Below are 24,011 nucleotides of genomic sequence, written 5' to 3'. Positions count from 1 at the left end.
CACACCTGGCCTTGGAATCGGCCGTGTCAGGCCGCGGGGTGGCACTCAACCCAGCTTGGCCGCCCGGCCCGCAACGTCCCGACGTGGTGGGAACGGTCGATCAGGTGCGCGATGTCCCTGTAGGGGTCGGCATCGAGCAACAGCGCGTCGGCGACAGATCCGACGGTGATCATCCCCGGTGTCCGCGCCTGCTGACCGATCTTCTCGGCCGCGTGCCGAGTACCGGCCGCCAGCACCGCGGGCAGCGGCAGGCCTGCCTTCGCCAGCAGTTGAAGTTCTCGCAGCAGGGCGACGGGCCGTGAGGGCATCAACATGGCCACGTCGCTGCCCGCGGTGATCTTCACCCCCGCGTCGTGCATCAGGGCCAACGTGCGCATCGCATAGTCGAAACGGACGTGGGAGTCCTGCGCGGAATGCCGGGGGAACTCGCGGCCGTAGTGGGGGCGGCTGGTGATCTGCGGGATGTCCTCGTGCGTGGCGAAGCCTTCATCGACCAGCTGCCGCAAGTAGCCGGCCTCGCCGTTGTACGCGATCTGCTCCCAGGTGACCAGGGTGGGGCAGTAGTAGGTGTTCGTCTCCGCCAGCAGTGCGGCGACGTCGCGGGCCTCCGTGGTACTACCGGGGTCCTGCGGCTGGAAGGCATGTTCGATGCCATCCGCGCCGGCGGCCACCGCCTCCTCCAGATCGGTGCGTTCGTGGACATGCACCAGTACGTTCTTGCCCTTCTCGTGCGCGGCCGTGACGATGGCTTTGAGGGCGTCCAGGGGCAGTTTTTCCGGCGCGCCGGGCTCGCCGTCGTAGATGCACTTGATGAAGTCGACCTGGTCGGCCAGCTCCAGTGCCTGACGGTAGGCGATGTCGGCATTGTCGGTCTGGTGGGCGATGGGGGCGCGCTCCGGGTCGCTGAGGACCGGCCAGCCGCCGATCCCGGTAAACACCGGCCCGGCGAAGAACAGCCCGGCAGCGGCGTCGGTGGCCGCGTCGCGGTAGGCGCGGACGGCGAGTTCGATGTCCAGTGGGCCACCGAGGTCGACCACGCTGGTCACCCCGACCCCCAGGAAGTCGGTGAGCAGCTGGGAGACGTACGCCGCGCGCTCGTTCTCGGGCTTGAAGGAAGCGAGCCCACCCAGGTGGGTGTGGCTCTCCCACAGGCCCGGCACCAGGTAGCCACCCTGTGCGTCGATCACGGGAGCGTCACGGGCCGGCGGCCGCGCGTCGGCCGCCGGTCGGATGGCGCTGAACCGTCCGTCGGTCACCACCACTTCGGCGTCGGTGATCGGGGCGGTCGACTTCCCGTCGATAACGGTCACGTTGCGAATGATCACGAGTCTCTCCCTGCCTGGCGACCGGGCTGCATAGGTTCCTATGTATCGAACATATGGGAGGCTATATATCCGGTCAATAGGATCCTCTACACTTGGCGGCGTGACGCACCCCAGGTTCGACTCCGCGCCCGCCGCGTTGATCAACATCGCCTCGCGTGCCTTGTCTCGGGTCAACGACCGGCGACTGCGACCGCTGGGGTTGACCTTCGCGCAGATGCCCGTGCTGATGGCGCTCAGCAAGGCCGACGCGCTCTCGCAGAAGGAGCTGGCGGTGCTGGCCCGGATCGAGCAGCCGTCCATGGCCCAGCTACTCGCCCGGATGGACCGTGACGGTCTCATCCGGCGTGCTCCCGCCCAGCATGATCGACGAGTCAGTCTGATCTCACTGACCGAGACCGGGCTGGCAAAGCTCACGCAGGTGCGCTCGGCACTGTTGGAGACCAACGATCAGGCGTCGCGAGGCTTCAGCACCGAAGAAGTCGACATCCTGGTGGACCTGCTGAGAAGGCTGGTCATGAATCTTGAAGAGGATCCCGCCGACCGCGCGTCGAATGCCGCGACGACTGGTCCCGCGTTCACCGGGGATCGGGTACCCGACCACCGGTCGTGACGGGGCGGCGAGCGAGGTCGACGAGGTGCCGACGGCGTCGCGGGCAGGCGGTTTTCCAGCCCACTCCTGGCGCGTGATGAGCTGGCGTCTGATGAGCAACGCGGGGGTTCGACTCCCCATCAACAGTGCAGCTCAGCACCGCGTACAGGTAAAGGTGCACATGGCACAGCACATCACCACGTGCAGATCCGAGGCGGCGAGGGCGGGTTCGGGGCTTTTCACATCGCAGCACCATGGCGAACGGCGATCTCCGGCGGATACTGTTGGCGATTTTGGCGGCGCTCCAGTCATCCCTCGCGCACGAGACTTCCGCGAAAGTCAGGTCGTTTGAGAACGCCGGCCACAGCCGGTCTCAAACGACCTGGCAACCGCGCTGGTCAGCAACCCACCACACGCCAGACGCAGTGCGACAGGACGGCAGGTCGCGCCTGTGCCTCGTTCGCGTGGAAACCCGAAGCCCGAAAGGAAACGGCCGCGGCGGGAACAGCCGGCCCGGTCGGCACGGTTGCCTCTCCCGAGGGACCGGCGCCGCACTGGCGGGGAACACGGAGACCACAAGGTCGTCCGCCCCACCAGGATCCGGGCCCCGGCATCGCGGTACGCCCGCCGCGCGCTCGGACCAAGACGTATTTCTGCAGGAGGAATGTTTGATGACCGACCGGCCCTTGACGCTCATGGCAGTACACGCCCACCCCGACGACGAGGCCACCGGAACCGGAGGGGTCCTCGCGCGGTACGCGGCGGAGGGCATCCGCACGGTTCTCGTGACGTGTACCGACGGCGGTTGCGGTGACGGACCGGGGGGACTCAAGCCGACCGATCCCGGGCACGATCCGGCGGCCGTCGCCTTGATACGCCGTCAAGAACTCGAGGCGAGCTGTGACGTCCTGAAGGTCAGCGATCTGGAGATGCTGGACTATGCCGACTCCGGGATGATGGGCTGGCCGAGCAACGACGCCCCCGGATCCTTCTGGCAGACCCCCGTGGAGGAAGGCGCCGCCCGGCTTGCGGAACTCATGCGGCACTACCGACCCGATGTGGTCGTCACCTACGACGAAAACGGCTTCTACGGCCACCCCGACCACATCCAGGCCCACCGCATCACGATGGCGGCGCTGGAGATGACCGCACTGAAACCGAAGGTGTACTGGACGACGATGCCCCGCTCGATGATGCAGCGGTTCGGGGAGACCGTGCGCGAGTTTCATGAGGACATGCCGGAGCCGGATCCTGCCGAGGCCGCCGCGATGGCCGAGATCGGCCTCCCCGACGATGAGATCACCACGTGGGTGGACACCACCGCATTCAGCGGTCAGAAATTCGATGCGCTGGCCGCGCACGCCAGTCAGGGCGAGAACATCTTCTTCCTCAGGATGGGCAAGGAGAGGTTCGGCGAGTTGATGGGCATGGAGACCTTCGTACGTGTCAAGGACGCCACCGGCGCGGCCGTACCCGAGAACGATCTCTTCGCCGGACTGCGCTGATCCGCCCGTCCGACCGAGGCCCGGAAAAGCTCATCGGCCGCACGGCGCGATCGAGCGGACACACCCGGAGGCTTGTCCACGCGAGTTTCGCTCCGGCAGGTCAAGAAGGTCGCCCCCCGCCTGACCTGAGCCCGCCCAGCCCTCGGGGAGGGGGCACCGCCCCTGCTGGGCGGCCTTGGCTGGTTTGCCCTCTGCCAGGGCCGGGCGGCCGCCTCGTACGGTACATGCGGCGATCAACTGGTCACCGCGCGTGACGTCCCCTGGTGGGGGCGTCGTCGGGGATGAGGGAGTGTCTGAGCGAGCAGAAGCCCACCAGGCAGGGCTTCTTCCAGACGCAGAAGAGGGCGCCTGACCAGGAAAAGTTTGCGGCAGGCGCCTTTGCCCGGCTCTCCTGGCGCAGCGTGTCGAAATCCGGCCCGACTCCCGGCTCCTCCCCGCCGCATCCCACCTCTGACCACCTCTGAACAGCCGTTCCGGGGCATGTCCGGACAGCGGGAGCGAGGCGGAGTTCAGGTCCAGAGCTGTTCGCCGAGAGTCCCGGCGGATGCGGCGCCGGGCAGGACGTAGGCCACGGCCGAGGCCCGGTGTTGGAGGAACGGGGCGAGGGCGTCGCCGGCGGCCAGGCGGTTTTGGACGCGGGTGAACTGGGCGGAGTCGCGCATGAAGGCACAGAAGAGAAGGCCGCGGTCGGTCGGGCCGTCGTCGTAGCTGTAACTGCGGCGGAGCATACGGGCACCGCCGTCGAAGCGGGGGCTGGCGAGACGCACATGGGCGGTGGCGGGGATGACGTAGGAACCGTCGGGGTTCTTGGCGTAGATGTCCGGCTCGTCATGCTCGGCGGTGCCACTGAGGGCGACGCCGTCGCGGGCGCGGCGGCCGATCACCCGGTCGCGCCGGCCCTCGGAGAGCGCCGCGAAGCCGGTGACGTCCATGCGGATCCTGCGGTAGACCAGAACGGTGCCGTCCCCGTGGGCTCCGGGTGGGCCCCAGACCCATTGTTCGGCCGCCGCGTGATCAGGGTTGGCGGTGCCGTCCTTGGAGCCGAACAAGTTGCGCGGGGTGGTGCCCGGGGCCGTGTGGGGCAGGAAGCCGGACTGGGTCCAGCGAGGCACGGCGCCGGCGGCGTGTGCGGCCCTGCCGACGAGTTCGGCAACGACGGTGAGCGTCCAGCGGTCGGCTGCGCACAGTTGGACCAGAAGATCGCCGTTGCTGCGGCGCGAGTCGAGGCGATCGCCGGGGAACGGCGGTAACTCGCCCAGTGAGTCAGGGACGTTGAGGTCGAGCCGAGCGGCGAGAACGGGGCCGATGCCGACCAGGGAGGTGAGCCGGGTCGCGCCACCGCCTTGGAGCCGCGGGTCCGGCGGGGCGTCGGCGGCTGCGGTGGCGAGCGTGCTGGTCAGCGCGTCGAGGACGCTGCGAAGGGCCTTCCGGTCGGCGGTGGCCGAGGTCTGGCGGAAGTCGAAGGAGAGCAGGTGCGTCGCCGGTTGCTGGGGCGCCGTCACACCTGCCTGTCGGGCGCCGTGGAAGGGAATCGCGGCGTCGGCCGGCGGGGCACCGGTGGTGGCACGGCCGGCTCTCCGGTCGCCCCTCGCCAGTTCGTCGGCTGTCGCGCCGACCCCGGCGGCGAGCACCGCTCCGGCTGCGAGCAGTGCCCGACGCCGCCCGAAACCGGTTGCCGCGGGTCGGTATGGATCCTGCGCATTTCCCTGTTCGGTGGGCATAAGCCTATTGGAGACGATAAAACATCTGCCATGCAAACCCTCTCCACAGAAGGCCTGTTGAACCGCTTGGCAGTCCCGACGGCGGGGTTCCGGGCGGCGCTGCGTCTGTCGGTACTGCTCGTCTCGGTCGCGTTGGCGGTCACCGGATGCTCCGGTACGGGGTCGACGTCCGGCGATGCGCGGCATCCGGCGGGGAGCGTGCTGCGCGTTCCGCAGGATTTCCGTTCGGTGCAGCAGGCGGTGGACGCCGCTCGTGAGGGCGAGACGGTGCTGATCGGTCCGGGCGTGTACCGGGAGAGTGTGCGCGTCACCAAGAGCCGTTTGGTGCTGCGCGGAACGGACCGCAACAAGGTGGTCTTCGACGGCGGTGTGCGTCTGGCCAACGGCATCACCGTGACCGGTCCCGGCTCGGTGGTCGAGAACCTCACCGTGCACGGCTACCTCGCCAACGGCGTACTGTTCACCGGCGTCACCGACGAGCGGTTGCAGCGGCGCGGCGCCGGCGGCTCCGCCTACGACCCGCTGGACACCACCCGCTTCCCTGCCGTCCGCGGCTTCCGCGCGACCCGGGTCACGGCATACGACAACGGCCTGTACGGCGTCTACGCCTTTGACGCGCGCGACGGCGTGATCGAGGACTCCTACGCCTCCGGGCACGCCGACTCCGGCATCTACGTCGGCCAGTGCAAGCCCTGCGGCACCGTCGTCCGCGGCAACATCGTGGAGCGCAACGCGGTCGGCATCGAACTGACCAATGCCTCGGACGGCCTGTCGGTGCTGGGCAATCGCGTCGCCCGCAACCGGGTCGGCATCACCGCCAACTCCAACGACCTGGAGTCCCTCGCCCCGCAGCACGGCGCGGTGATCGCGGGCAACGTGGTCGCCGACAACAACGCCGCCGACACGCCCGAGCAGGCGGACGGGGGCTTCGGCATCGGCATCGGCATCGGCGGCGGCACCGCGAACCTCGTCCAGCGCAACCTGGTCCGGGGCAACCGGGCGGCCGGAGTGGTCATCACCGACCCGCCGGGGCATCCGGCGAGCGGCAATCGCGTCGAAGGCAACCGTGCCACCGGCAACGGCATGGACCTCGTGCTGGCCTCGGCCGACCCCGGCAACTGTTTCGCGGGCAACCGGCCCGGCACCCAGAGCCCGAACGGCCTGGAGGGTCGCACGGGCTGCGGCACCCGTGGCCGGGGCGCGCTGCCCGCCGGCCGGACCGCGCCGGTGCAGGCGCCGCCCGGCGTCCCGTTCAGCCAGGTACCGGCCCCACCCGCCCAGCCGTCCATGCCGGACCCGACGGCCCCGGGCAGCCCGGCGACCGGCCTGCCGGGGGCCGTCGATGCGGCCGCGTACCCGCTCCCGAAGGACGTGGACGCCGCGCCGCACTCACGCTGAGCACGGCGCTGCGGTGGACTCGGCCCCCGTTCACCGTGCTGCCCCGAAGGGTGGGTCGAGGAGGGCCGTCGGCAACCGCGGAAGCCGGGCGCATCGGTACCGAGAGGTCAGCCGGTGGCCCACGGCGCCCCGGGGAGTTTCGCGCGGCCCTCGCGCCCGGAGAACTCCACGGTGGTCGGAGTCCCCAGGCCCGGCATCCGCATCGTCACCCGCCGCAGGCCGCCTTCGCCGTCGACCCAGTACGTCAGCGGCGACCGTCCGCCGTCGGGCCCCGCACCGGGCGTGGCGCCCTGGGCGCGCGGCCCGGCGAACCGGTCGTAGCTGCGGCCGTCGATGCGATCACGCTCCAGCCGGCGAGCCCCGGACTGCGCGAGCAACAGCGGGTTGTCGGGGCGGTCCGCGCCGAGCTCGATCAGCAACTGGAGCCCGGCGTCCAGGGGATCGGTCGTGTAGGAGCGCGCGGACCAGCCCGAGCGCGGGATGTGCTCGGCCTGCTGCCAGGCCGGCCTGTTGTCGCCCTTGGGTACGGGGGCCAGGCCGAGGCCGCCGGTGTCCCAGACGATCAGCCCGTGGTCGAGCTTCCCGCTGGCGGGCCCGGAAGTGCCGGAGGATCCGGTGACTTGGTAGCTCCCCACGGCCCGGTGGGTTCGGTAGTCCACGACCCCCTTGACCCGCACCACCACTCCGCCGCCCTCGGTGACGGCCAGGGTCACCGCCACGGGACTGGCCTGGTACAGATTCAGCCGCGACAGCGCCAGTCTGGACGCCTCCTCCATCGTCACCGGCCGCTCGGTGGTGGTGTCGTCGGAGTAGGTCCGGTAGGCGGCCAGGCCGCCCACTGCGGCGCCGCACGCCGTGATCGCGATCAGTGTTCTCCACCAGAGGGCCCGACGCGGCGTACGGCGGTCGGTCTTCCTCTTCCGAGCCATGCGGTCGCCCTTCTCTCATCGGTCGGTCACACAGGAGGGCGGGTTCGCGAACCGCTGGTCCGCGAACCCGCCCGAGCCGGCCCGGACGGTCACCGGTGCCGGTCGCCCCGCTCCGGGGCTAGCGGTGCTGTGCCCTTCGCCTGCGCATCAGTACGACCAGTGCCGCACCGAGGACTGTGAGCGCGGCGCAGCCGGCCAGGGCCAGCGGAACCACCTGGCTCATGCCGGTGGAAGCCAGGCCCGAGTTGGGTGCGTGGCTGGGTGCGCCCGGTGCATCCGGTGCTCCTGGTGCCCCCGGTGCGCCAGGAGCCCCCGGCGAACCCGGTTTGCCTGGTGTGTCCGGTACCGGCGTCGTCGGTGTCGGTGTCGTCGTCGGTGTCGGCGTCGGCTCGGTGGCGGGAAGCCGTCGGTTGACCGCTGTCACCGAGACCCCGTCGTCGAGGTTGTCGGAGGTCAGCACCAGCGGCCCGAACACGGTCACGTCCGGTGCGGCGTAACCTGCGGGCGGGCTGACCTCCTGCCAGTAGTACGTGCCCGGTGCGCCGGTGCCGCGGCAGATGCCGTCGGTCCCGGTGACGCAGGGCGCGCCGACCCTCGTGTCCGGCTTCGCCCCGGTGGTCTGCAGCTCGTCGGAGCCGTTCGTCTCCTTCCACAGCTGGAATTTCGCGCGGGCCAGCGCTCTGCCGTCCTGGTCGTGCTTGACCAGGCGCAGCGCGCCTTCCTGTTGTCGGAAGCCGAAGTCGTAGGTGTGGTCGTTCTCTCCGGGCCCGCCGGTGGTCAGCACCCGCTCCGGGAATCTCGCGTCGCGCGGGACGATGCCCTTGGAGTCGATGAAGTGGTTGTCGCCGACATCCGCGTCCGTGGGCACCCACTGGTAGAGCGGGCCGCCCTTGGCGTAGTCGGCCGGTTTGTCGAGGCGGATGGTGTACTTGGTCCTCGGCCGGAGGCCACCGGTGACATTGGAGTCGTCGAAGTAGTACTCGCCACGCGCCGTCGTTTCGGTCGTCCCCACGAGCTTGCCCGACTCGTTGTACAGGTTGACGGTCGCGCCCACGACCGGGCGCTGGCCCGGGTTCTGGATGCCCTTGCGCTCGGGGTCGTACCAGACCCGGTTGCCGATCTGGAGCGGTGCCTGGTCGCAGAGCACCTCCAGGTCGCCCATCGAGGCGCCCTTGCCGAACGGGGCGATGCTTCCTGGTGGGTTGAGGCGCAGGCCGGATTTCGGGTCCTGCTTACCGTCGCGCTTGACGAAGGCGGTGCCGTACCCGAAGGCGGTGCTGTTGGGGTCGAAGCCGGCGGTCGCGATGGTGTCCTCGACCTTGGAGAGCGCCATGCCCGCGAAGGCCGCGTTGTGGTGGGAGCCCATCCGGCTGGTGTCGTAGAAGCGGGTGCCCCGGGGGGAGAGCCCGCAGCCGTTGTTGGTGTCCATCACGTACAACTCGCCAGCCAGGCATGCCTTGTTCAGGTCGCCGCCGGCCAGGACGCGGCCGGCCGAGGCGGGCGTGGGGGCGGCCGGGGCCCGGTCGGCGAAGCGGTCGCGGAAGGCCAGCAGCATGGAACCGTCGGCCTCGAAGCCGATCTCGCCCAGCTCCGGTTCGGGTTGGGCCAGATAGCTCTGGCAGGCCTGGCCGTTCTGGGAGGTCGGGAAGGTGTTGGTCCAGGGGAACCAACCCGCGCCGTCGCACGGGGGCCCGCCGACCGTGGACTGGCGCGGGTAGTCCAGCGGCTGGTCCAGCACCGGCTTCCGGAAGGCTCCGGTGCCGAGGTCGAAGGGCAGGACCACCGCACGCAGGTCCGTCGCCTTCCCGGTGGACTCGCCGGAGCACACCCCGCCGACGTAGCCGACGCCGTCCTGCAGACCGAGGCCGAACGGGCGCCAGTCCGCCGCCGCCGGACAGCCCGGATCCGGGATGGCGGCGACGGCCTTCGGCGCTGCCGCGGTCGCCACCGTGGCGTCATAGCGGTAGAGCTTGCGGTTGTTGAGGTTGACGACGAACAGGTCCCTGCCGTCATCGGTGATCTTGATGCCGCCCAGGCTCTCCTTACCGGGCACGGCGAGGAAGGCGTCATCGGTACCCGGGCCGTGCGCCGTCGTCCCCGCGTCCGGGACGACGGTGAACAGGGTGGTCTTCTTCTGCGCGCGGTCGGTCACATAGATCCCCCCGGCGCCGCCCGGACCGTAGTCCGTGGTGCGCTTGGCCAGCGCCGAGGAGAACACCCGCTTGTCGGCCTTGTTCCACGCGATGCCGAAGAGTGTGCCGGTCTCGGCGTTGGTGGCGACGTTCGTGACGTTGACGTCGACGCCGTCCTGGCCGCGTGCGTTGTACGGGAAGGAGACCAGCGTGCGCTGAGTCCCGCCCTCGCGGGTGGCGGGCTGACAGGTCGTCACCAGCGGTGCGTTCTTCTGGCAGTAGTCACCCGGACTCCACAGCCCCGTGGTGTACGCCACGTTCTTCCCGCCGGAGAGGTCGACGAACTCCTCATTGCTGCTCAACCGGTCGGGCGCACCGTCCAGTCCCTGGCGCGAGGCGAAGGCCGGGAACAGCACACCCGGCTTCGGATTCACCACCTGTATGCGGTACTTGCTGCTGGTGGCGCGGCCCGCCGCCGGAGTCAGTGTCACGGTGCCGTCGGCCGCCGTGACCCCCTCGGTGCCCGTCCCTGCGTCGTCGGTGAGGGTCACCTTGACGCCCGCGATGCCCGGTTCCAGCGCGGGTGTCCACACTCCGCTGTTGTCCACGGCCCGGATCACCCGGACCGTCACCGATCCTTCCTCCGTCTGCGAGTGCGCCACAGGCGCCACGGCTAACGAGCCACTGCCGATTCCCAAGGCGAGCACGGCCAGGCAGCCGACGGTGCGGCGACCGGGCATGCCCGGCCGTCGCCGACGCGGCTCGGGCGCGGCTCCCTTCGCTTGTTCATTCTTAGATGCCATCTCCTGCTCTCAGCGTTCAGAAGGGTCTGATGCCCTGCTCGTGAGGGAGTGGATAGAGATGCGGAGAACCGCCTTGCCAGGGATCTTAGAAGTGCTTTGAGCAAGATCGTGGCGGAATGGCGAACTTGTCCTCCGCCGGACTTTCCCGCACCGGCCTCCGGGCGCACCGGCCTCCGGGCGCATCGCCGGCGGGTGGCGAGGTGGCGAGGTGACGAGGTGACGAGGTGACGAGGTGACGAGCGAGGCTCGCACGCCTGTCGCGCCGGTCGCTGCACCTCGCCATCGATTTCGATGGCACCGGTCACCTGGGAGCAGGAGGTAGTGGTGCCGGGCTCTCCCCTGTGGAGCCCGGCACCACCGCTGAGAAGGGCAGCATGGCGAGGCGCGGGGAGCGCGCGGCCGGCTTCCCGTCGAGGTGGACGCCAGTCACCCGGTGGCACCGTCCTGGTGAGGATCCTTCAACTGAACCGCGTTGTCAACAATCGTTTAATCGAGGGGGTTTGGTGAGGGCGTCCCGGGCCGGCGGGCGGCGATGTTGGCACAATTGTGGTGCCGCTCATGGCGTACGGTGCTTGCGACCGCTAATCTCGGAGCGGCTGCCAGCGCGCCGCCTCCCCGCCGCTCTACCGACCAGGAGACCGCCCATCGCCATGGATGCCTCAGACGCGCACCCGGCGGATGGTCTCGGGGTCGTCGTCGCGGCGATCGACGAGCTTCTCCGGGACCTGGACCTCGGACGCGACGTCATCGACATCGACCACCTCTCGCACCGGACGGGCATCACGGTCCCTCGCGTACAGGCGTTGCTCGATCACACCGGCAACGAATCCGAGAACGTGCAGGACTCCTTCCAGGACCGCCTGGTCTTTCTGCGGGACACCCGCCGCAAGCCCGACGGGAAGAGGTACACCCTCGACGAGATCGGCGCGGGGGCCGGCATCTCGCATGGCCAGGTCGGCTACCTCCTGAACGGAAAGCGGAAGAGCCCCGGGCTGGACGTCACCCGGAAGCTGGAGAAGTTCTTCGAGGTCGAGCCCGGCTTCTTCACCGCCACCGAGCGTCAAGCGCTGTACCGGGCACTGCAGTCGACGCACGAGCAGCTGACTCATCTTGCGCTGCTGAGAGGCAAGGGCATCAACCGGCTGGCGATGCGCAGCGGCACCAGTGGCGACAGCAAAATCGACCGGGAACTCCGGGAGGCGCTTTCCGAGGCTCTGAACCGGCCGGAGCGCGAGGACCCCGAAGTGCGGGAGCTCACGGACCGGATGCGCTCCCTGCCCTCCAAGAGCAGACGGCGGGTCTTTCCGCTGATCCAGGGGCTGTTGGGCCTGGCCCGGCCCGAGAGCGACGACCGTCCGCACCCCGGTCTGCGCGGCAACTGAACGGAACCGGACGGGAGGAGAGGGGAAGACACGGGACGAGACCGGATGGGGATGGGGAGGGAGAGGGGGCCGGGTGTCAGCCCTTCCTGCCTGCTCCCGCGGAGAAGTCCTTCCCGCCCGCTTCCGGCGGGATACCGGCGCCTGCCGGCCTCGCGTCGGGCCGGCGACGTGCCGCCAGGTACTCCCGGGCAAGAACCCGCAGAGCGGCGGCCACATCGGGCCGTGCGGACCCGTCGAGCAGCGCGGTTCCCTTCCTCGCCACCGCCCGCAGGGTGAGGCCCTGGATGCTGATCAGAGCGCGGACGAACGGCCGGCTTCGGGTGTGGACCAGATCCACGAGCCCGTACGACGCCGTCAGCCCCGAACGGATCTGCCGGGCCTGGTCGCCGATCAGCGCCCGGAACCCTTCGGCGGAGCCGCCCTGGCCGGCCAGGGCGGTGCGGGTCAGGCCATGCCGGGCGAGGACGTCTTCCGGGATTCCGAGGCGTCCGCTGCCCAGGTCTTCGGCGATGTCGTTCAGGAAGTCGAGACGCTGACTCGCCTCGATGAAGGACCGGCAGCCGGCCACGTATGCGTCCCCGGGCGCTCCGGCGTCGAGCAGGCAGGCGATGAGCAGGAAGGCGGGGAGTGAATAGCCGTCGATGTAGTGCTGGAAGTCGCTCTCCGATGCAAAACCTTCCGCCTGCACCTCCAGGGGCGCGCCGGCGAGGAAGTCCTCGACATGCCGCCGTAGTTGAGGCTGCCTGGCGATGGTGTCGAGGAGCGTCCGCAGCACGGGCTCGTCGGCCTCGCCGGTCTTGAGGGCTGCGTGCACCCGGCGCTCCCAGTCGGTGAGCGCGGCGATACGCTCACCGACCGGTCCTTGGTCGATGAGATTGTCGCTGTGGTGCATGAACGCGGTCGCGGCGATGACGTCGGGCACGAGCGGGGCGGGAAGCAGCAGACGCACGGCCGTGTACTCGGCGCGGGCGTACCGCGCCACCAGCTGACGCTGCGCGCTGTAGTCGCGGCGCAACGAGGGGTCCGTGATCTCTGCCTGGTCAAGCGTCTTGGGCCAGGTGGCCATCGTCAGCTCCCCTCCTTGTCGACGGTGCAGCCTTACCTTAGGTGATCGCGGCCGAGGGGCCTGGGCCGTCCGGGCATTGCCCTACCGCATCGCCGAACCCCACCGCATCGCCGCACCGCACCGCATCGCCGCACCGCACCGCATCGCCGAACCGAACCGAACCGCGGCACCCCACCCCACCCCACCCCACCCCACCGCCGAAGTGGCTTCAGCGCGTGGCCAGCACCCGTGCCGCTCGGGCCAGCACACGAGGCCTGGTCAGCGCTTTCGGATGCCGGCGCATGTGCACGACGTCCATGAATGCCTGGTTGACCCGGGGGTCGATGACGGAAGCCTCCGTGATCTTGTCACCGGCCCAGCGGGCGAGCCGGTAGCCACGGGGATAGGGGCCCGTCACATGACGCTGGGCAAGGTCCGCGGTCGCCGACAACTGCCAGGCAGCATCGACCACCACAGCGGCCCGCCGGAAGTAGTCCCGGGCCGGAGCGTGCGGAAGGGCCCCGGCGCGCAGGTATGCGGACAGGCACGAGGCCTGGAGCGCGGCAAGTGTCAGGCCCTGCCCGTATACCGGGTTGACCGAGGCGACGGAGTCCCCCACCGCCACCAGTCCCCCCGGGAACCGGTTCAGCCGGGTGAAGTCGCGTCGCAGGCTCTCCCGGAAGTGGAAGGTCCGGACGTCGCCGAGCAGGGTGCACCGGTCCGCCACCTCGTGCAGCGGTGTGACACAGCGCCGCATCCGGGCCAGGAAATCGGCCGGGTCGTGCCCCGGGCGGTGGTCGGTGTAGCCGGCCAGTACCACCATCCAGCGGTCGTCCTCCACCGCCACCATCGCCCCGGGTTCGCTGAGCGTGGGCTGGTATCCGCCGGCCGGGCCCGGCGATGCGTGGGCGACGACCGTACGGGGAAGTTCGTCGCCGCGCCGGAAGACGGCCGTGGCGTAGCCGAGATCGATCCTCATCCGGTGCAGGGGAGCGTGCTCCCACCCGCCGCGGAGCAGCCAGGTGCCGAGGCGGCTGGACCGTCCCATGGCGTCGACCACCAGGTCGGCATCCAGGGCGTCCTCGGGACCGGCCGCGGCCGGCGTTTCCCCCTCGGCCGAGTACCGCACACCGCAGACCCGGCCGGCGCCGAACAGCAGATCACGGGCCCGGCCGTGCAGAACACGGACGTTCGGCAGGGCCATGACCCGCCGGCGGACCCGGCTTTCGATGAACGGCCGGGTGGCGCCCAGCATCTGAAGGCCGGGAACGGGAGCCCTGAGCGCTCCGTCCACGTAGAACTGCACCTCGGGGCCGGTCCCCAGGCGTGCCCCGCCGGCGAGGAGTTCGGCGGTGATGCCCGGGAACCAGCGTTCGAGCTGTGTGTGCCCCATGGACAGCAGCGCATGCAGTTGCTGTCGTTGCGGAGCGCCGCGGCCCGTGCTGTCTTCCCCCAGGTGGTCCGCTTCGAGGATGACCACGTCGTCCGCATGGCCGCTCAGCACGCGAGCGGCGTACAGCCCCGCAATGCTCCCGCCCAGGACAACAGCTCGTTTCACAAGAATCCCCCAGTTGACTCGATGGCTCCCCCCTGCCGCAGGGCGCCGGGCATGGCCGAAGGGCCCGAGGCCGGCAGGGGAGCGGGCCAATTCTGCCGTAGCCGTCCGGCGGGGCGGGCCGGCGTGGGGTCCCCCTGGCATGCCGCGGTCCGGTCGGCTACTGCAGCTCGGGCACCTCGGCCGTGGAGCGCTGTACGCGCACGGCCTGCAGCGCCGTCGCGACCAGCGGGGCGGTGAGCGCCTGGGCGACGCGCAACAGCCGTTGGCGTTCGTCGGAGGCCGCAGTGTCCTCGCCGGGCAGGGCCACCTGCGGGCCCCCGGGCGCCTGCGGATGACCGGAATACCCCTGGAGCGCCGCCGCGCGCCGGGCGGTCTGCAGACGCTGTGCCGCGTCCCGCAGCGCAGCGGACGTGGCGGCCGCCTGCAGTTCCTGCTCCGAGCGCCGCCGGGCGTCGGCGCTGCCCCGGGACGTCTCCTCTTCGTGTACGGCGTATACCGCGGCCGCGGGCAGGGGCGACACCCAGGGGCGCAGCGCGCGCATCCCGTCGAGGATCTCGATCACGCGGCGGTGCAGATTGAATCCGACGTTCCATGCCAGGCGATGGCTCCGCGCGCTGTCCACGCTGAAGGCGAGGTCCTCGTCGACCCCTTCGACGACGAGATCCCACAACGGCTGCAGGGCCTTGATGTCACGGCGTTCGCGCAGCCATGCGCCCACCGCGGCCCCGGAGAGGCCATAACTGGCGATCAGGGCACCGGCCGAGCCGAAGGTGGAGCCGAGTACCCCCACGGTGTCCAGGGTGTGGTGACCCAGGGCGGCCAGCGTGATGGCCGGGGCGCAGCACACCACGTAGCCGAAGACGAAGAGCATGGCGGTGCCGAAGGAGCGCAGCGCGCGCTGGAACCGGGGGTCCGCCGGCTTCACCTTGCGGCACTGCCGGTAGGTGCTCAGGGTGCCGCAGGTCAGCGTGGCCAGGAAGACCCCCAGAAACACCTGGACCAGAGGTTCGCCCGCGAAGTCCGTGTTGAATTTCAGGGGGTCCGCCGGCCCGGACAGGTCGGCGGAACAGAACGCCACGATCATGACGGCCGGCGCCGCGATGTACGCCAATGACCACGCCGTGACCCTGCGGTGCAGCACCGCCGGGCTCTGCCGCAGCCGGGGATCCCACAGCACCGTGAGCAGGTGGAGCAGGGAAAAGCAGGTCAGGATGCCGATGTACACGGGGAGGGTGGCGAAGCTGGGGATGCCGGTGAGTTCCCCCAGCATCCGGTAACCCGCTGGTGCGGCCATCGCGAACACCAGGCCGGACGCCACGAAGTTCACCGTGGTCAAGGACAGCGTGGGTGTGGGGTCGCGCAGCAGTGCCAGGCACTTCCAGCCGGCAATCACGAAGTCGATGACCGCGATGGCGAGGTAGACGACGTTCGAGGTGCTCTCAGACACCGGACCTCCTGTGGGAGAGCGCCGAGGAGAGAAACCCGTTGTTGCTCTGGTCGTGCCGCAGTTCGAGGTGGCGCTGCAGCATCACGGTGGCAAACGCCTCTGCCCGTCGCTCATGGGCGCTGTCGTAGTGCGAGCGGTTCAGGACCTGCAGCACCGGGCCCGTCTTCAGTCCGGGCAGCAGCTGCCGCACGGTCTCCTCGGTCATGAGCTGGTCGGAGAGGCCGTCGTCGGCCGGGTGCTCCTCCCACAGATGGAACAGCTCGTGAAGGCTGACATGGAGGCGGGTCAGTTCGTTCGCGGTGGAATCCACCACGATGAAGTCACGGTCCTTGCCCCGGGCGCAGAATCCGGACACTTGCTGTGGAAGCGGCACTTCGGTGATGGTGATCGGCTTGTTGCGCCGCACGGCCACCGCGTCGACGAGGCCCTGCATGTCCCGTACGCCGGAGAGCCCGAGATCGCGGTGGACGAGACGGGTGACGGACCAGGTGGCGAAGAAGACCGCCAACTGCTCCCGCAGCGAGGTCCACGGGGAGCTGGGCGGCCGGTTGCGGGTGGGCTGCGGCAGCTCTGCTTGCTGCGATGAACCATGACGGCGGGGCCACCACATGAACGGATACTCCTACGGCTGTTGCTGCGCTCGGGGTGCGGACGGATCGGTACGGGGCCCGGAGAGACGTCGGGTCCGGCGGGCGTCGGGATGTCGGTGCGTCAGGGCGCGGCCGGCTTCCACGGCCGGCCCTGCCATCGGTGTGCCGCCTCTGCGGCGACGGCCGCCGGTGACGCGGACCGAGCGCGCCACGGCCCCTCCTCTGCTCGGGCGTCGTGCAGGTGTGTGTACCGGTATCAGCCAGAGTGACTGTAAGGCTACAGAGGGATACCACAAGGAGGGATTCCCGCAGGACGGGGCGCAGGAGGCCCCTCGTGCGCCGGAGAGCGTGCCGGCCCGGACCCGGTCCACCCTCTCCGCCAGGGGCTTCGGGAACGTCCCCGGTCCGCGGGAACGCCCGGATCACCCCGCAATTCGCTGCATGTCAAACCCATTTCGACTCGCGAGAGTGTAGTGCAGCTCCCGAGCCCTTCGTGAGGCAAAAGTTACCCGGCGTTCCCGGGGGCTTGTGGGGGCGGGGCGAGGCGGGGGAGAGGAGGGCGGGACGGGCGGCGCGGTGCCGGGTGCGCGGCACCGGGGGGCGGGGGAGCGGGGCCGAATGATGGTGCCGCCTCTGCTGTCTTTGCGGCCCGCCGCCGGCACGCCGTGGCGCCCCCGCGGATACCCGCGGACAATGGGAGCCGGGGGTGGTGGCCGGCCGTCGGCCGGGACGGTTGGCGCTGCGGCAGTGCTTCGGGGGATGACTCCGAGGGCGGTGTGATGCTCGTCGACTGGGATGCGCCGATCACGATGGACGACGGGGTCGAGCTCCGCGCCGATGTGTTCCTGCCGGACGACGGCGAGACCCACCCCGTGATCATGAGTCATGGGCCGTACGCCAAGGGGCTTGCCTTCCAGGAGGGGTTCGCGCCCCTGTGGCGCACTCTGGAGGCCGAGCACCCGGAGGCCGTCGCCGGGTCCTCCAACCGGTACCAGAACGGGGAAACGGCCGACCCGGAGAAGTGGGTGCCCGACGGCTACGTGGTGATCCGGGTGGACTCGCGCGGTGCCGGACGGTCGCCGGGCTACCTGGACATCCTTTCGCCGCGCGAGACGCGGGACTACTACGAGTGCATCGAGTGGGCGGGGGTCCAGCCCTGGAGCAACGGCAAGGTGGGGCTGCTCGGTATCTCGTACTACGCGGTGAACCAGTGGCAGGTTGCGGCGCTGCGGCCGCCGCACCTCGCGGCCATCTGCCCCTGGGAGGGGGCCACCGACTTCTACCGTGAACTCACCCATCACGGCGGGATCCTGCACCTCTTCCTGCAGCAGTGGTACCCGGTGCAGGTCGCGTCGGTGCAGCACGGCGTGGCCGGCAGCCCGTGGCACCGGGTCACGGGCGTGCCGGTCACCGGTCCCGGGGTCCTGAGCGACGAAGAGCGGGCGAAGAACACGGCCGACCCGGTCGCCGCAGTGCACGATCATGCGCTGCTCGATGCGTACTACCGGGAGCGGACCGCGGACCTGTCGCGGATCACCGTCCCCGTGCTGTCCGCGGTCAACTGGGCACACCACCTGCACACACGGGGCGGGTTCGAGGGATACGGGGAGGTCGCGAGTGACCGCAAGTGGCTGGAAGTGCATGGGCTGCAGCACGGGGTGGAGTTCTACACGGACTACGGGGTCGGCCTGCAGAAGCGGTTCTTCGGGCACTTCCTCCAGGGCCGGGACACCGGCTGGGACCATCAGCCGCCGGTCCTCCTCAACGTCCGGCGGCCCGACGGCGGTTTTGCGCAACGGCCGGAAGGCGAATGGCCGTTGGCGCGGACCCAGTGGACGGCATTCCACCTCGACCTCGACCGGCGGGCTCTCGCGCCGGCGGCGGACCCCGGTGAGCGCAGCGCCGAGTTCGAGGCGCTCGGGGACGGCCTGACGTTCTGGACCGAGCCGCTGGCGGAGGAACTGGAGCTGACTGGGCCCGCGTCCGCGTCGCTGCGGGTGGCCTCGTCGACCACGGACGCCGATCTTTTCCTCACCCTCCGGGTGCAGGGTCCCGGCGGCCGGGAGGTCACCTTCCTCAGCGCGATGGACCCGCACGGCGTGATCGGGCTGGGCTGGCTGCGGTCCTCGCTGCGCAAGCTCGACCCCGCGCGCAGCGAGCCGTACCGGCCCTGGCACACCTTCGACGAGCGCCGGCCGCTCACCCCCGGCGAACCGGTCGACCTGCAGATCGAGATCTGGCCGACGTCGGTGATCATCCCGGCGGGCCACCGCCTGGGCGTGTCCGTGCAGGGCCGGGACTTCGAGTTTCCGGGGGCGGGCCCGTGGCCGTCGGCGTTCGGGGTCGCGATGCGGGGCAACGGCGCCTTCGTCCACACCGATGCCGAGGACCGGGGCTCCGCCGTCTACGCGGGCCGGACGACGCTGATCAGCGGTGGGCGGCACCCGTCTTTTCTGCTGCTGCCGGTCGTGCCCGCGAAAGCGGGGCAGGCGTGAGCGCGCCCGCGCCGGGGCCGCCGGGCCGCCGCCGGGGGACGAGGCTGCCAGGTGCGGGTGCGGGTGCGGGTGCGGGTGCGGGTACGGGGGCGGGCGGGGGCCGCGCGGATGGCGTCCGTACGGCCCCCGGGGGGCAGGTCAGGACGACCGGGCCGTGGTGCGGGGATTCGACGCACCGGACCGGTGCGGTGGCCCACCTCGGCCTGTCCGCCCGGCGGTCCGGCTCGTACGCTTCCTCAACCCCGCCCGATATACGGCATGTTGGTCGCCATCACCGTCGCGAACTGCACATTGGCGGTCAGTGGCAGCGCCGCCATGTGCACCACCGTGCGGGCCACCTCCGTGGCGTCCATCACCGGCTCCACCGATAGTTGGCCGTTCGGCTGCAGAATGCCCGTCTGCATCCGGCCGGTCATCTCGGTCGCCGCATTGCCGATGTCGATCTGGCCGCAGGCGATGCCGTACGGACGGCCGTCCAGGGACAGCGACTTGGTCAGACCGGTCATCGCGTGCTTGGTGGCGGTGTACGCGACGGAGTGCGGGCGCGGGGTGTGTGCGGAGACCGAGCCGTTGTTGATGATGCGCCCGCCCTGGGGGTCCTGGGTCCGCATGGCGCGGAACGCGGCCTGGGCGCAGAGGAAGGAGCCGGTCAGATTGACGTCGACGACCGCGCGCCAGTCGTCGTAGGACAGCTCCTCCAGCGGCACCGCCGGGCCGAACGTGCCCGCGTTGTTGAAGAGCAGATCCACCCGGCCGAACCGTTCACGGACGGCGGCGAAGAGGGCGTCGACCTCGTCGGGGCGGGTGACATCGGTCGGCACGGCCATGATCACGGGGCCGTCGGTGTCCGCCGGGCCCGCCAGCCGGGAGGTCTCCGCCAGCGCCTCTGCACGCCGCCCGGCCAGGACCACCGTCCAGCCGGCGGCGACCAGGGCATGGGCGACCGCCCGCCCGATGCCGGAGCCGGCGCCGGTGACCACGGCCACCTGCCGGGGCGCCGCGCCGCCCTGCCGCGCCTCCTGCGGTGCCGGTGCCGTCTGCGTGCTCTGCCCGCCCCGCGAGAGGGGTGCCGGCAGGGTGGGCCGGTCCGCGGTGGCCGTGCCGCCCACCTGCCCGGCCCGTGCCTTCGGCGTCGTCCGCGCTGTCCGTGCCGGCTCTGTGTTCTCTGCCATGGCGGCAGCGTAGACGGCGTACGGGGAGCGGACCGGCCGTGGCCGCCGCGACTCAGCCCGGGGAGTGGAAGCGCTGCGGGATCGCCGCCTTCGCACCGCCACCGGGGCCGCCGCCGCGCTCGCCGTCGCGACCGGCCTCCCGGGCACGAGCGCACTTCCGACGTTACTTCCGACGTCACGTCCGACGTCACGTCCGACGTCCGGCCCAGGACTTCAGACCGTCTGCCTCAGGTCCAATGGACCGGCCCGGAACCGGCCCGCGAGCCGCCGGGTGCATGACACCATGGTGCAGCCCTCGACGACCATGGAGACACTGATGACGGAGTCCGGCGCGGCCGATCCCCGGGAACTTCCCGCCATAGCCGAGCGGGGCGCGGCCGCAGCACCGGTCGCGTCCCGCCGCACCAGCCTCCTGGTCACCCTCGTCCTCGGCGGCCTCACGGCGGTCCCGCCGCTCTCCATGGACATGTATCTGCCGGCCCTGCCGCAGGTCACCGCCGCCCTGCACAGCCCGGCCGCCACCGTCCAGCTCACCCTCACCACCTGCCTGGCGGGCATGGCCCTGGGCCAGATGATCGTCGGCCCGATGAGCGACAAGTGGGGGCGCCGCCGCCCGCTGCTGGCCGGCATGGTGATCTATGTCCTGGCGACCGCACTGTGCGCGATCGCCCCCGGCACCGAACTCCTCATCGCCTTCCGCCTGTTGCAGGGTCTGGCGGGCGCGGCCGGCATCGTCATCGCGCGGGCGGTGGTGCGCGACCTGTACGACGGCGTGGCGATGGCCCGGTTCTTCTCCACCCTGATGCTGATCTCCGGGGTGGCGCCGGTCGTCGCCCCGCTCATCGGCGGCCAGATCCTCCAGATCACCGACTGGCGCGGGGTGTTCGTCGTCCTCACCGCCGTCGGGCTGGGGCTCACCCTGCTGGTGTGGCGCAGGCTGGAGGAGACCCTGCCGCCGGAGCGCCGGCACCCCGGCGGTCTCGGCCAGACCCTGCGCACCATGCGCGATCTGCTCGCCGACCGGGCCTTCTCCGGCTACCTCCTCGTCGGCGCCTTCGCCTTCGCCGCCCTCTTCGCCTATATCTCCGCCTCGCCGTTCGTCATCCAGGAGATCTACGGCGCCTCCCCGCAGGTCTTCAGCCTGCTGTTCGGCATCAACTCCGTCGGCCTGGTGCTCGTCGGCCAGTTCAACGGCAAGGTCCTGGTCGGCCGGGTCGGCCTCGACAAGGTGCTCGGCACCGGGCTGGCCGTGATCGTGTGCGCCGCGGCCGGTCTGCTCCTGATGTCCTCCGGTGTCTTCGGCCGGGTCGGCCTGGTCCCGGTGGCCGCCGGCCTCTTCGTCCTCATGGCCGCGATGGGCCTGGTGATGCCGAGCACCAACACCCTGGCGCTGCTGCGCACCCCGCACGCGGCCGGCTCCGCCTCCGCGCTGCTGGGAACCTCGACCTTCCTGCTCGGCTCGGTGGCCTCCCCGCTGGTGGGTGTCGCGGGTGAGCGGACGGCCCTGCCGATGGCTCTCGTACAGCTCTCCTGCGCCATTTTGGCGCTCGTGAGCTTCCTGGGGATGTGCCGCCCGTGGCAGCGTAGGGGGGAGAGCAACGGGAGCACGGCCGGCGAGAGGACCAGGCTCTGAACGCACCGAGACTCACCCACGGCACACCGGCTCGGGCGGGACTGGATCCCGCCTGCATGGAACGGCTGGTCCGCGGCGTGCGGGCACTGCCCGAGGGCCGGCCGCCCTGGGCCCCCGGAGCCGTCGTCCTGGCCGGCCGTGGCCCGGTCGTCGCCGCCGAGGCCGCCGCGGGCTGGGCGCTGCGCTACCGGGCGTACGACCCCGAGCGGGACCGCGGCCTCGATCTGCCCCGCGACCTGTGGGAGCCGATGCGGGTCGGCACCGTCTTCGACCTCGCCTCGCTCACCAAGCTCTTCACGGCCATCGCCGCGGTCCAGCAGACCGAGCGCGGCCGGCTCGCCCTCGACGACGAGGTCCGCACCGGTCTGCCCGCCTTCGCGCCCGGCATCACCGTGCGCCAGCTGCTCACCCACACCTCCGGCCTCGCCCCCGAGCTGCCGTTCCACGACCACCGGGACCGCAGGGACCAGCTGGCGCTGCTGTGGGCCCAGGCGGCGGCCCCGAGCGGCCCTCCCGGCGCCGGGCACCGCTACTCCGACCTCAACCTCATCGCCCTCCAGCTGTTCCTGGAGCAGCGCACCGGGCAGCGGCTGGACGCCCTGATCCATGACGGCATCACCGGCCCGCTGGGCATGTCCAGCACCTCCTACGGGCCCTTGGTGCCCCAGGGCGTGGCGGCCACCGAGGACCAGCGGCGGCCCTGGGCCAAGGCGGACCGCGGCATGGTCCGCGGCGAGGTGCACGACGAGAACGCCTGGGCGCTGGGCGGGGTGGCCGGCCATGCGGGTCTCTTCTCCACCGCCCAGGACCTGGCCGTGCTGTGCCGCACGCTGCTCAACGGCGGCGCGTACGGCACCGCCCGGATCCTCGGCCCCGACGCCGTCGCCGCCCTCCTCGACCCGCCCGGCCTCGGCTTCGGCGTCGACCAGCCCTCTTTCATGGGCGAGTTGGCGGGCCGCGGCGCGGCCGGGCATACCGGCTTCACCGGCACCAGCCTGGTCCTGGACCGCGCCACCGACACCTTCCTCGTCCTCCTCGCCAACACGGTCCACCCCCGCCGCCGCAACGGCGGCAGCGCCCCCCGCGCCGCGGCCGCCACCCGGCTGGCCCGCGCGGTGTCCCGCGCCACCTGACCCGGCAGGGCACACCGCACGGCCCCGTAGAATTTCCCCCATGCACGAGGAACTGCGCGCCGCGCTGGCGGGCCTGCTCGACGGCCTGCCGCCCAAACAGGCCGCGCAGGCCGTTGAGCGGCTGATCGCCAACTACCGGGGAAGCACCCCCACCGACGCCCCGGTCCTGCGCGACCGCGCGGATGTGGCCGCGTACGCCGCCTACCGCATGCCGGCCACCTTCGAGGCGGTACGGGCCGCGCTGGCGGCGTTCGCCGCCCGGGTCCCGGACTGGTCCCCGGCCACCCATGTGGACATCGGCGGCGGCACCGGCGCCGCCACCTGGGCCGCCGCCGCCACCTGGGAAGGCCACCGCAGCACCGTCCTGGACTGGGCGCAGCCCGCCCTCGACCTCGGCCGGGAACTGGCCGCCTCGGCCCTGCCCGGCACCGAATGGCGCCGGCAGACCATCGGCGGGGGCCTGACGATCCCCGCCGGCACGGACCTGGTCACCGTCTCGTACGTCCTGGGCGAACTCCGCCCCGAGGACCGCCGCGCCGTCGTCGCCGCGGCGGCCACCGCGGCACAGGCCGTCGTCCTGATCGAACCCGGCACCCCCGACGGCTACCTCCGCATCCGCGAGGCCCGCACCCAGCTCACCGAGGCCGGTCTGCGTATCGTCGCCCCCTGCCCGCACAGCGACACCTGCCCCCTCGTCCCGCTCATCGGGAGCACGGGGGCGCCCCCGGCGGCAGCCGGCGGCGACTGGTGCCACTTCGCCGCCCGGGTCAGCCGCTCCTCCCTGCACCGCCAGGTCAAGGGCGGCTCCCTCCCGTACGAGGACGAGAAGTTCAGCTACGTCGCCGCCACCACCCTTGACGCCACCCCCGCCGCCGCCCGCATCATCCGCAAACCCCAACTCCGCAAGGGCCAGGTCCTCCTGGACCTGTGCACGGCACAGGACGCCCTCCAACGCACCACGGTGACCAAGCGGCACGGCACCCACTACCGCGCGGCCCGCGACGCGTCCTGGGGCGACGACTGGTCCTGATCTCACCCCCACCGGACTGTGGCTCCCACACGGACGCGAGGTGCCGGGGGCGGAGGGCTGTGGTGCCGGACGTAAAGCGAAGCAGAACCGCCCCCCACCCCCCCTCAAGTAAAAAAAAAAAACA

17 protein-coding genes are annotated in these 24,011 nt (G+C 71.1%); 8 read left to right on the top strand and 9 right to left on the bottom strand.

What is annotated here, in order from left to right:
- Positions 1 to 26: 26 nt before the first annotated feature.
- Positions 27 to 1,325 carry an amidohydrolase family protein gene (locus ACWGJY_RS23890; protein WP_453262869.1) on the bottom strand — a complete coding sequence of 433 codons (1,299 nt, stop codon included), beginning with the start codon at positions 1,323 to 1,325 and terminating at the stop codon, positions 27 to 29.
- A gap of 100 nt (positions 1,326 to 1,425) precedes the next feature.
- Between ACWGJY_RS23890 and ACWGJY_RS23885 the strand changes: the two genes are divergently transcribed.
- Entirely contained in the window at positions 1,426 to 1,935 is a 510-nt protein-coding gene (locus ACWGJY_RS23885) for a MarR family winged helix-turn-helix transcriptional regulator (protein ID WP_453262868.1), read from the top strand.
- A 650-nt stretch (positions 1,936 to 2,585) separates the two neighbouring features.
- Complete coding sequence (locus ACWGJY_RS23880) at positions 2,586 to 3,419, top strand: PIG-L family deacetylase (protein ID WP_453262867.1); 834 nt, start codon at positions 2,586 to 2,588, stop codon at positions 3,417 to 3,419.
- 509 nt (positions 3,420 to 3,928) lie between these two features.
- Here the strand turns inward: ACWGJY_RS23880 and ACWGJY_RS23875 are convergent.
- On the bottom strand, positions 3,929 to 5,140 hold the full coding sequence (locus tag ACWGJY_RS23875; protein WP_453262866.1) for a Dyp-type peroxidase: 1,212 nt from the start codon (positions 5,138 to 5,140) through the stop codon (positions 3,929 to 3,931).
- A gap of 57 nt (positions 5,141 to 5,197) precedes the next feature.
- Here ACWGJY_RS23875 and ACWGJY_RS23870 point away from each other — a divergent pair, with 57 nt between their 5' ends.
- On the top strand, positions 5,198 to 6,538 hold the full coding sequence (locus ACWGJY_RS23870; protein ID WP_453262865.1) for a right-handed parallel beta-helix repeat-containing protein: 1,341 nt from the start codon (positions 5,198 to 5,200) through the stop codon (positions 6,536 to 6,538).
- A gap of 107 nt (positions 6,539 to 6,645) precedes the next feature.
- Here ACWGJY_RS23870 and ACWGJY_RS23865 read toward each other — a convergent pair whose 3' ends face one another.
- Positions 6,646 to 7,467, bottom strand: coding sequence for a hypothetical protein (locus tag ACWGJY_RS23865; RefSeq protein ID WP_453262864.1), 822 nt, complete (start codon positions 7,465 to 7,467; stop codon positions 6,646 to 6,648).
- A 118-nt stretch (positions 7,468 to 7,585) separates the two neighbouring features.
- Entirely contained in the window at positions 7,586 to 10,231 is a 2,646-nt protein-coding gene (locus tag ACWGJY_RS23860; protein WP_453262863.1) for an SdrD B-like domain-containing protein, read from the bottom strand.
- A gap of 821 nt (positions 10,232 to 11,052) precedes the next feature.
- On the opposite strand from ACWGJY_RS23860, the gene ACWGJY_RS23855 reads away from it, so the two are divergent.
- Positions 11,053 to 11,784: a helix-turn-helix domain-containing protein gene (locus tag ACWGJY_RS23855; RefSeq protein WP_453262862.1), complete on the top strand. Its 732-nt coding sequence runs from the start codon at positions 11,053 to 11,055 to the stop codon at positions 11,782 to 11,784.
- Between the two features lie 76 nt (positions 11,785 to 11,860).
- Here ACWGJY_RS23855 and ACWGJY_RS23850 read toward each other — a convergent pair whose 3' ends face one another.
- The 4 genes from ACWGJY_RS23850 to ACWGJY_RS23835 form a co-directional block, all read right to left on the bottom strand.
- Entirely contained in the window at positions 11,861 to 12,850 is a 990-nt protein-coding gene (locus ACWGJY_RS23850) for a phytoene/squalene synthase family protein (RefSeq protein WP_453262861.1), read from the bottom strand.
- A gap of 208 nt (positions 12,851 to 13,058) precedes the next feature.
- Positions 13,059 to 14,387 (bottom strand): FAD-dependent oxidoreductase, encoded by a 1,329-nt coding sequence (locus ACWGJY_RS23845; RefSeq protein ID WP_453262860.1) that lies wholly within the window; start codon positions 14,385 to 14,387, stop codon positions 13,059 to 13,061.
- Positions 14,388 to 14,544: 157 nt separating this feature from the next.
- Positions 14,545 to 15,834 (bottom strand): MAB_1171c family putative transporter, encoded by a 1,290-nt coding sequence (locus ACWGJY_RS23840; RefSeq protein WP_453262859.1) that lies wholly within the window; start codon positions 15,832 to 15,834, stop codon positions 14,545 to 14,547.
- Positions 15,827 to 16,444, bottom strand: coding sequence for an ImmA/IrrE family metallo-endopeptidase (locus tag ACWGJY_RS23835; protein WP_453262858.1), 618 nt, complete (start codon positions 16,442 to 16,444; stop codon positions 15,827 to 15,829). Before ACWGJY_RS23835 ends, ACWGJY_RS23840 begins: the two co-directional genes overlap by 8 nt.
- Positions 16,445 to 17,203: 759 nt before the next feature.
- Between ACWGJY_RS23835 and ACWGJY_RS23830 the strand changes: the two genes are divergently transcribed.
- Entirely contained in the window at positions 17,204 to 18,919 is a 1,716-nt protein-coding gene (locus ACWGJY_RS23830; RefSeq protein WP_453262857.1) for a CocE/NonD family hydrolase, read from the top strand.
- Positions 18,920 to 19,155: 236 nt separating this feature from the next.
- Here the strand turns inward: ACWGJY_RS23830 and ACWGJY_RS23825 are convergent, their stop codons facing one another.
- Positions 19,156 to 20,091, bottom strand: coding sequence for an SDR family oxidoreductase (locus ACWGJY_RS23825; protein WP_453262856.1), 936 nt, complete (start codon positions 20,089 to 20,091; stop codon positions 19,156 to 19,158).
- A gap of 316 nt (positions 20,092 to 20,407) precedes the next feature.
- Between ACWGJY_RS23825 and ACWGJY_RS23820 the strand changes: the two genes are divergently transcribed.
- Genes ACWGJY_RS23820 through ACWGJY_RS23810 form a run of 3 tightly spaced genes read left to right on the top strand, consistent with a single transcriptional unit; the run spans position 20,408 to position 23,887 of the window.
- Positions 20,408 to 21,724, top strand: coding sequence for a multidrug effflux MFS transporter (locus tag ACWGJY_RS23820; protein ID WP_453262917.1), 1,317 nt, complete (start codon positions 20,408 to 20,410; stop codon positions 21,722 to 21,724).
- A gap of 56 nt (positions 21,725 to 21,780) precedes the next feature.
- Positions 21,781 to 22,857: a serine hydrolase domain-containing protein gene (locus ACWGJY_RS23815; RefSeq protein ID WP_453262855.1), complete on the top strand. Its 1,077-nt coding sequence runs from the start codon at positions 21,781 to 21,783 to the stop codon at positions 22,855 to 22,857.
- Between the two features lie 40 nt (positions 22,858 to 22,897).
- Positions 22,898 to 23,887: a small ribosomal subunit Rsm22 family protein gene (locus ACWGJY_RS23810; RefSeq protein WP_453262854.1), complete on the top strand. Its 990-nt coding sequence runs from the start codon at positions 22,898 to 22,900 to the stop codon at positions 23,885 to 23,887.
- Positions 23,888 to 24,011 lie beyond the last annotated feature (124 nt).

Source organism: Streptomyces sp. NPDC054765 (assembly GCF_053612065.1).
The sequence above is the reverse complement of the archived record's forward strand: the minus strand, read 5'-3'. Positions and strand labels throughout refer to the sequence as shown.

Coding starts and splice junctions, on each gene's coding strand:
- ACWGJY_RS23880 (WP_453262867.1), top strand. CDS start 2,586: ATGACCGACCGGCCCTTGACGCTCATGGCAGTACACGCCCACCCCGAC.
- ACWGJY_RS23875 (WP_453262866.1), bottom strand. CDS start 5,140: ATGCCCACCGAACAGGGAAATGCGCAGGATCCATACCGACCCGCGGCA.
- ACWGJY_RS23865 (WP_453262864.1), bottom strand. CDS start 7,467: ATGGCTCGGAAGAGGAAGACCGACCGCCGTACGCCGCGTCGGGCCCTC.
- ACWGJY_RS23855 (WP_453262862.1), top strand. CDS start 11,053: ATGGATGCCTCAGACGCGCACCCGGCGGATGGTCTCGGGGTCGTCGTC.
- ACWGJY_RS23850 (WP_453262861.1), bottom strand. CDS start 12,850: ATGGCCACCTGGCCCAAGACGCTTGACCAGGCAGAGATCACGGACCCC.
- ACWGJY_RS23835 (WP_453262858.1), bottom strand. CDS start 16,444: ATGTGGTGGCCCCGCCGTCATGGTTCATCGCAGCAAGCAGAGCTGCCG.
- ACWGJY_RS23830 (WP_453262857.1), top strand. CDS start 17,204: ATGCTCGTCGACTGGGATGCGCCGATCACGATGGACGACGGGGTCGAG.
- ACWGJY_RS23825 (WP_453262856.1), bottom strand. CDS start 20,091: ATGGCAGAGAACACAGAGCCGGCACGGACAGCGCGGACGACGCCGAAG.
- ACWGJY_RS23820 (WP_453262917.1), top strand. CDS start 20,408: ATGACGGAGTCCGGCGCGGCCGATCCCCGGGAACTTCCCGCCATAGCC.
- ACWGJY_RS23815 (WP_453262855.1), top strand. CDS start 21,781: ATGGAACGGCTGGTCCGCGGCGTGCGGGCACTGCCCGAGGGCCGGCCG.
- ACWGJY_RS23810 (WP_453262854.1), top strand. CDS start 22,898: ATGCACGAGGAACTGCGCGCCGCGCTGGCGGGCCTGCTCGACGGCCTG.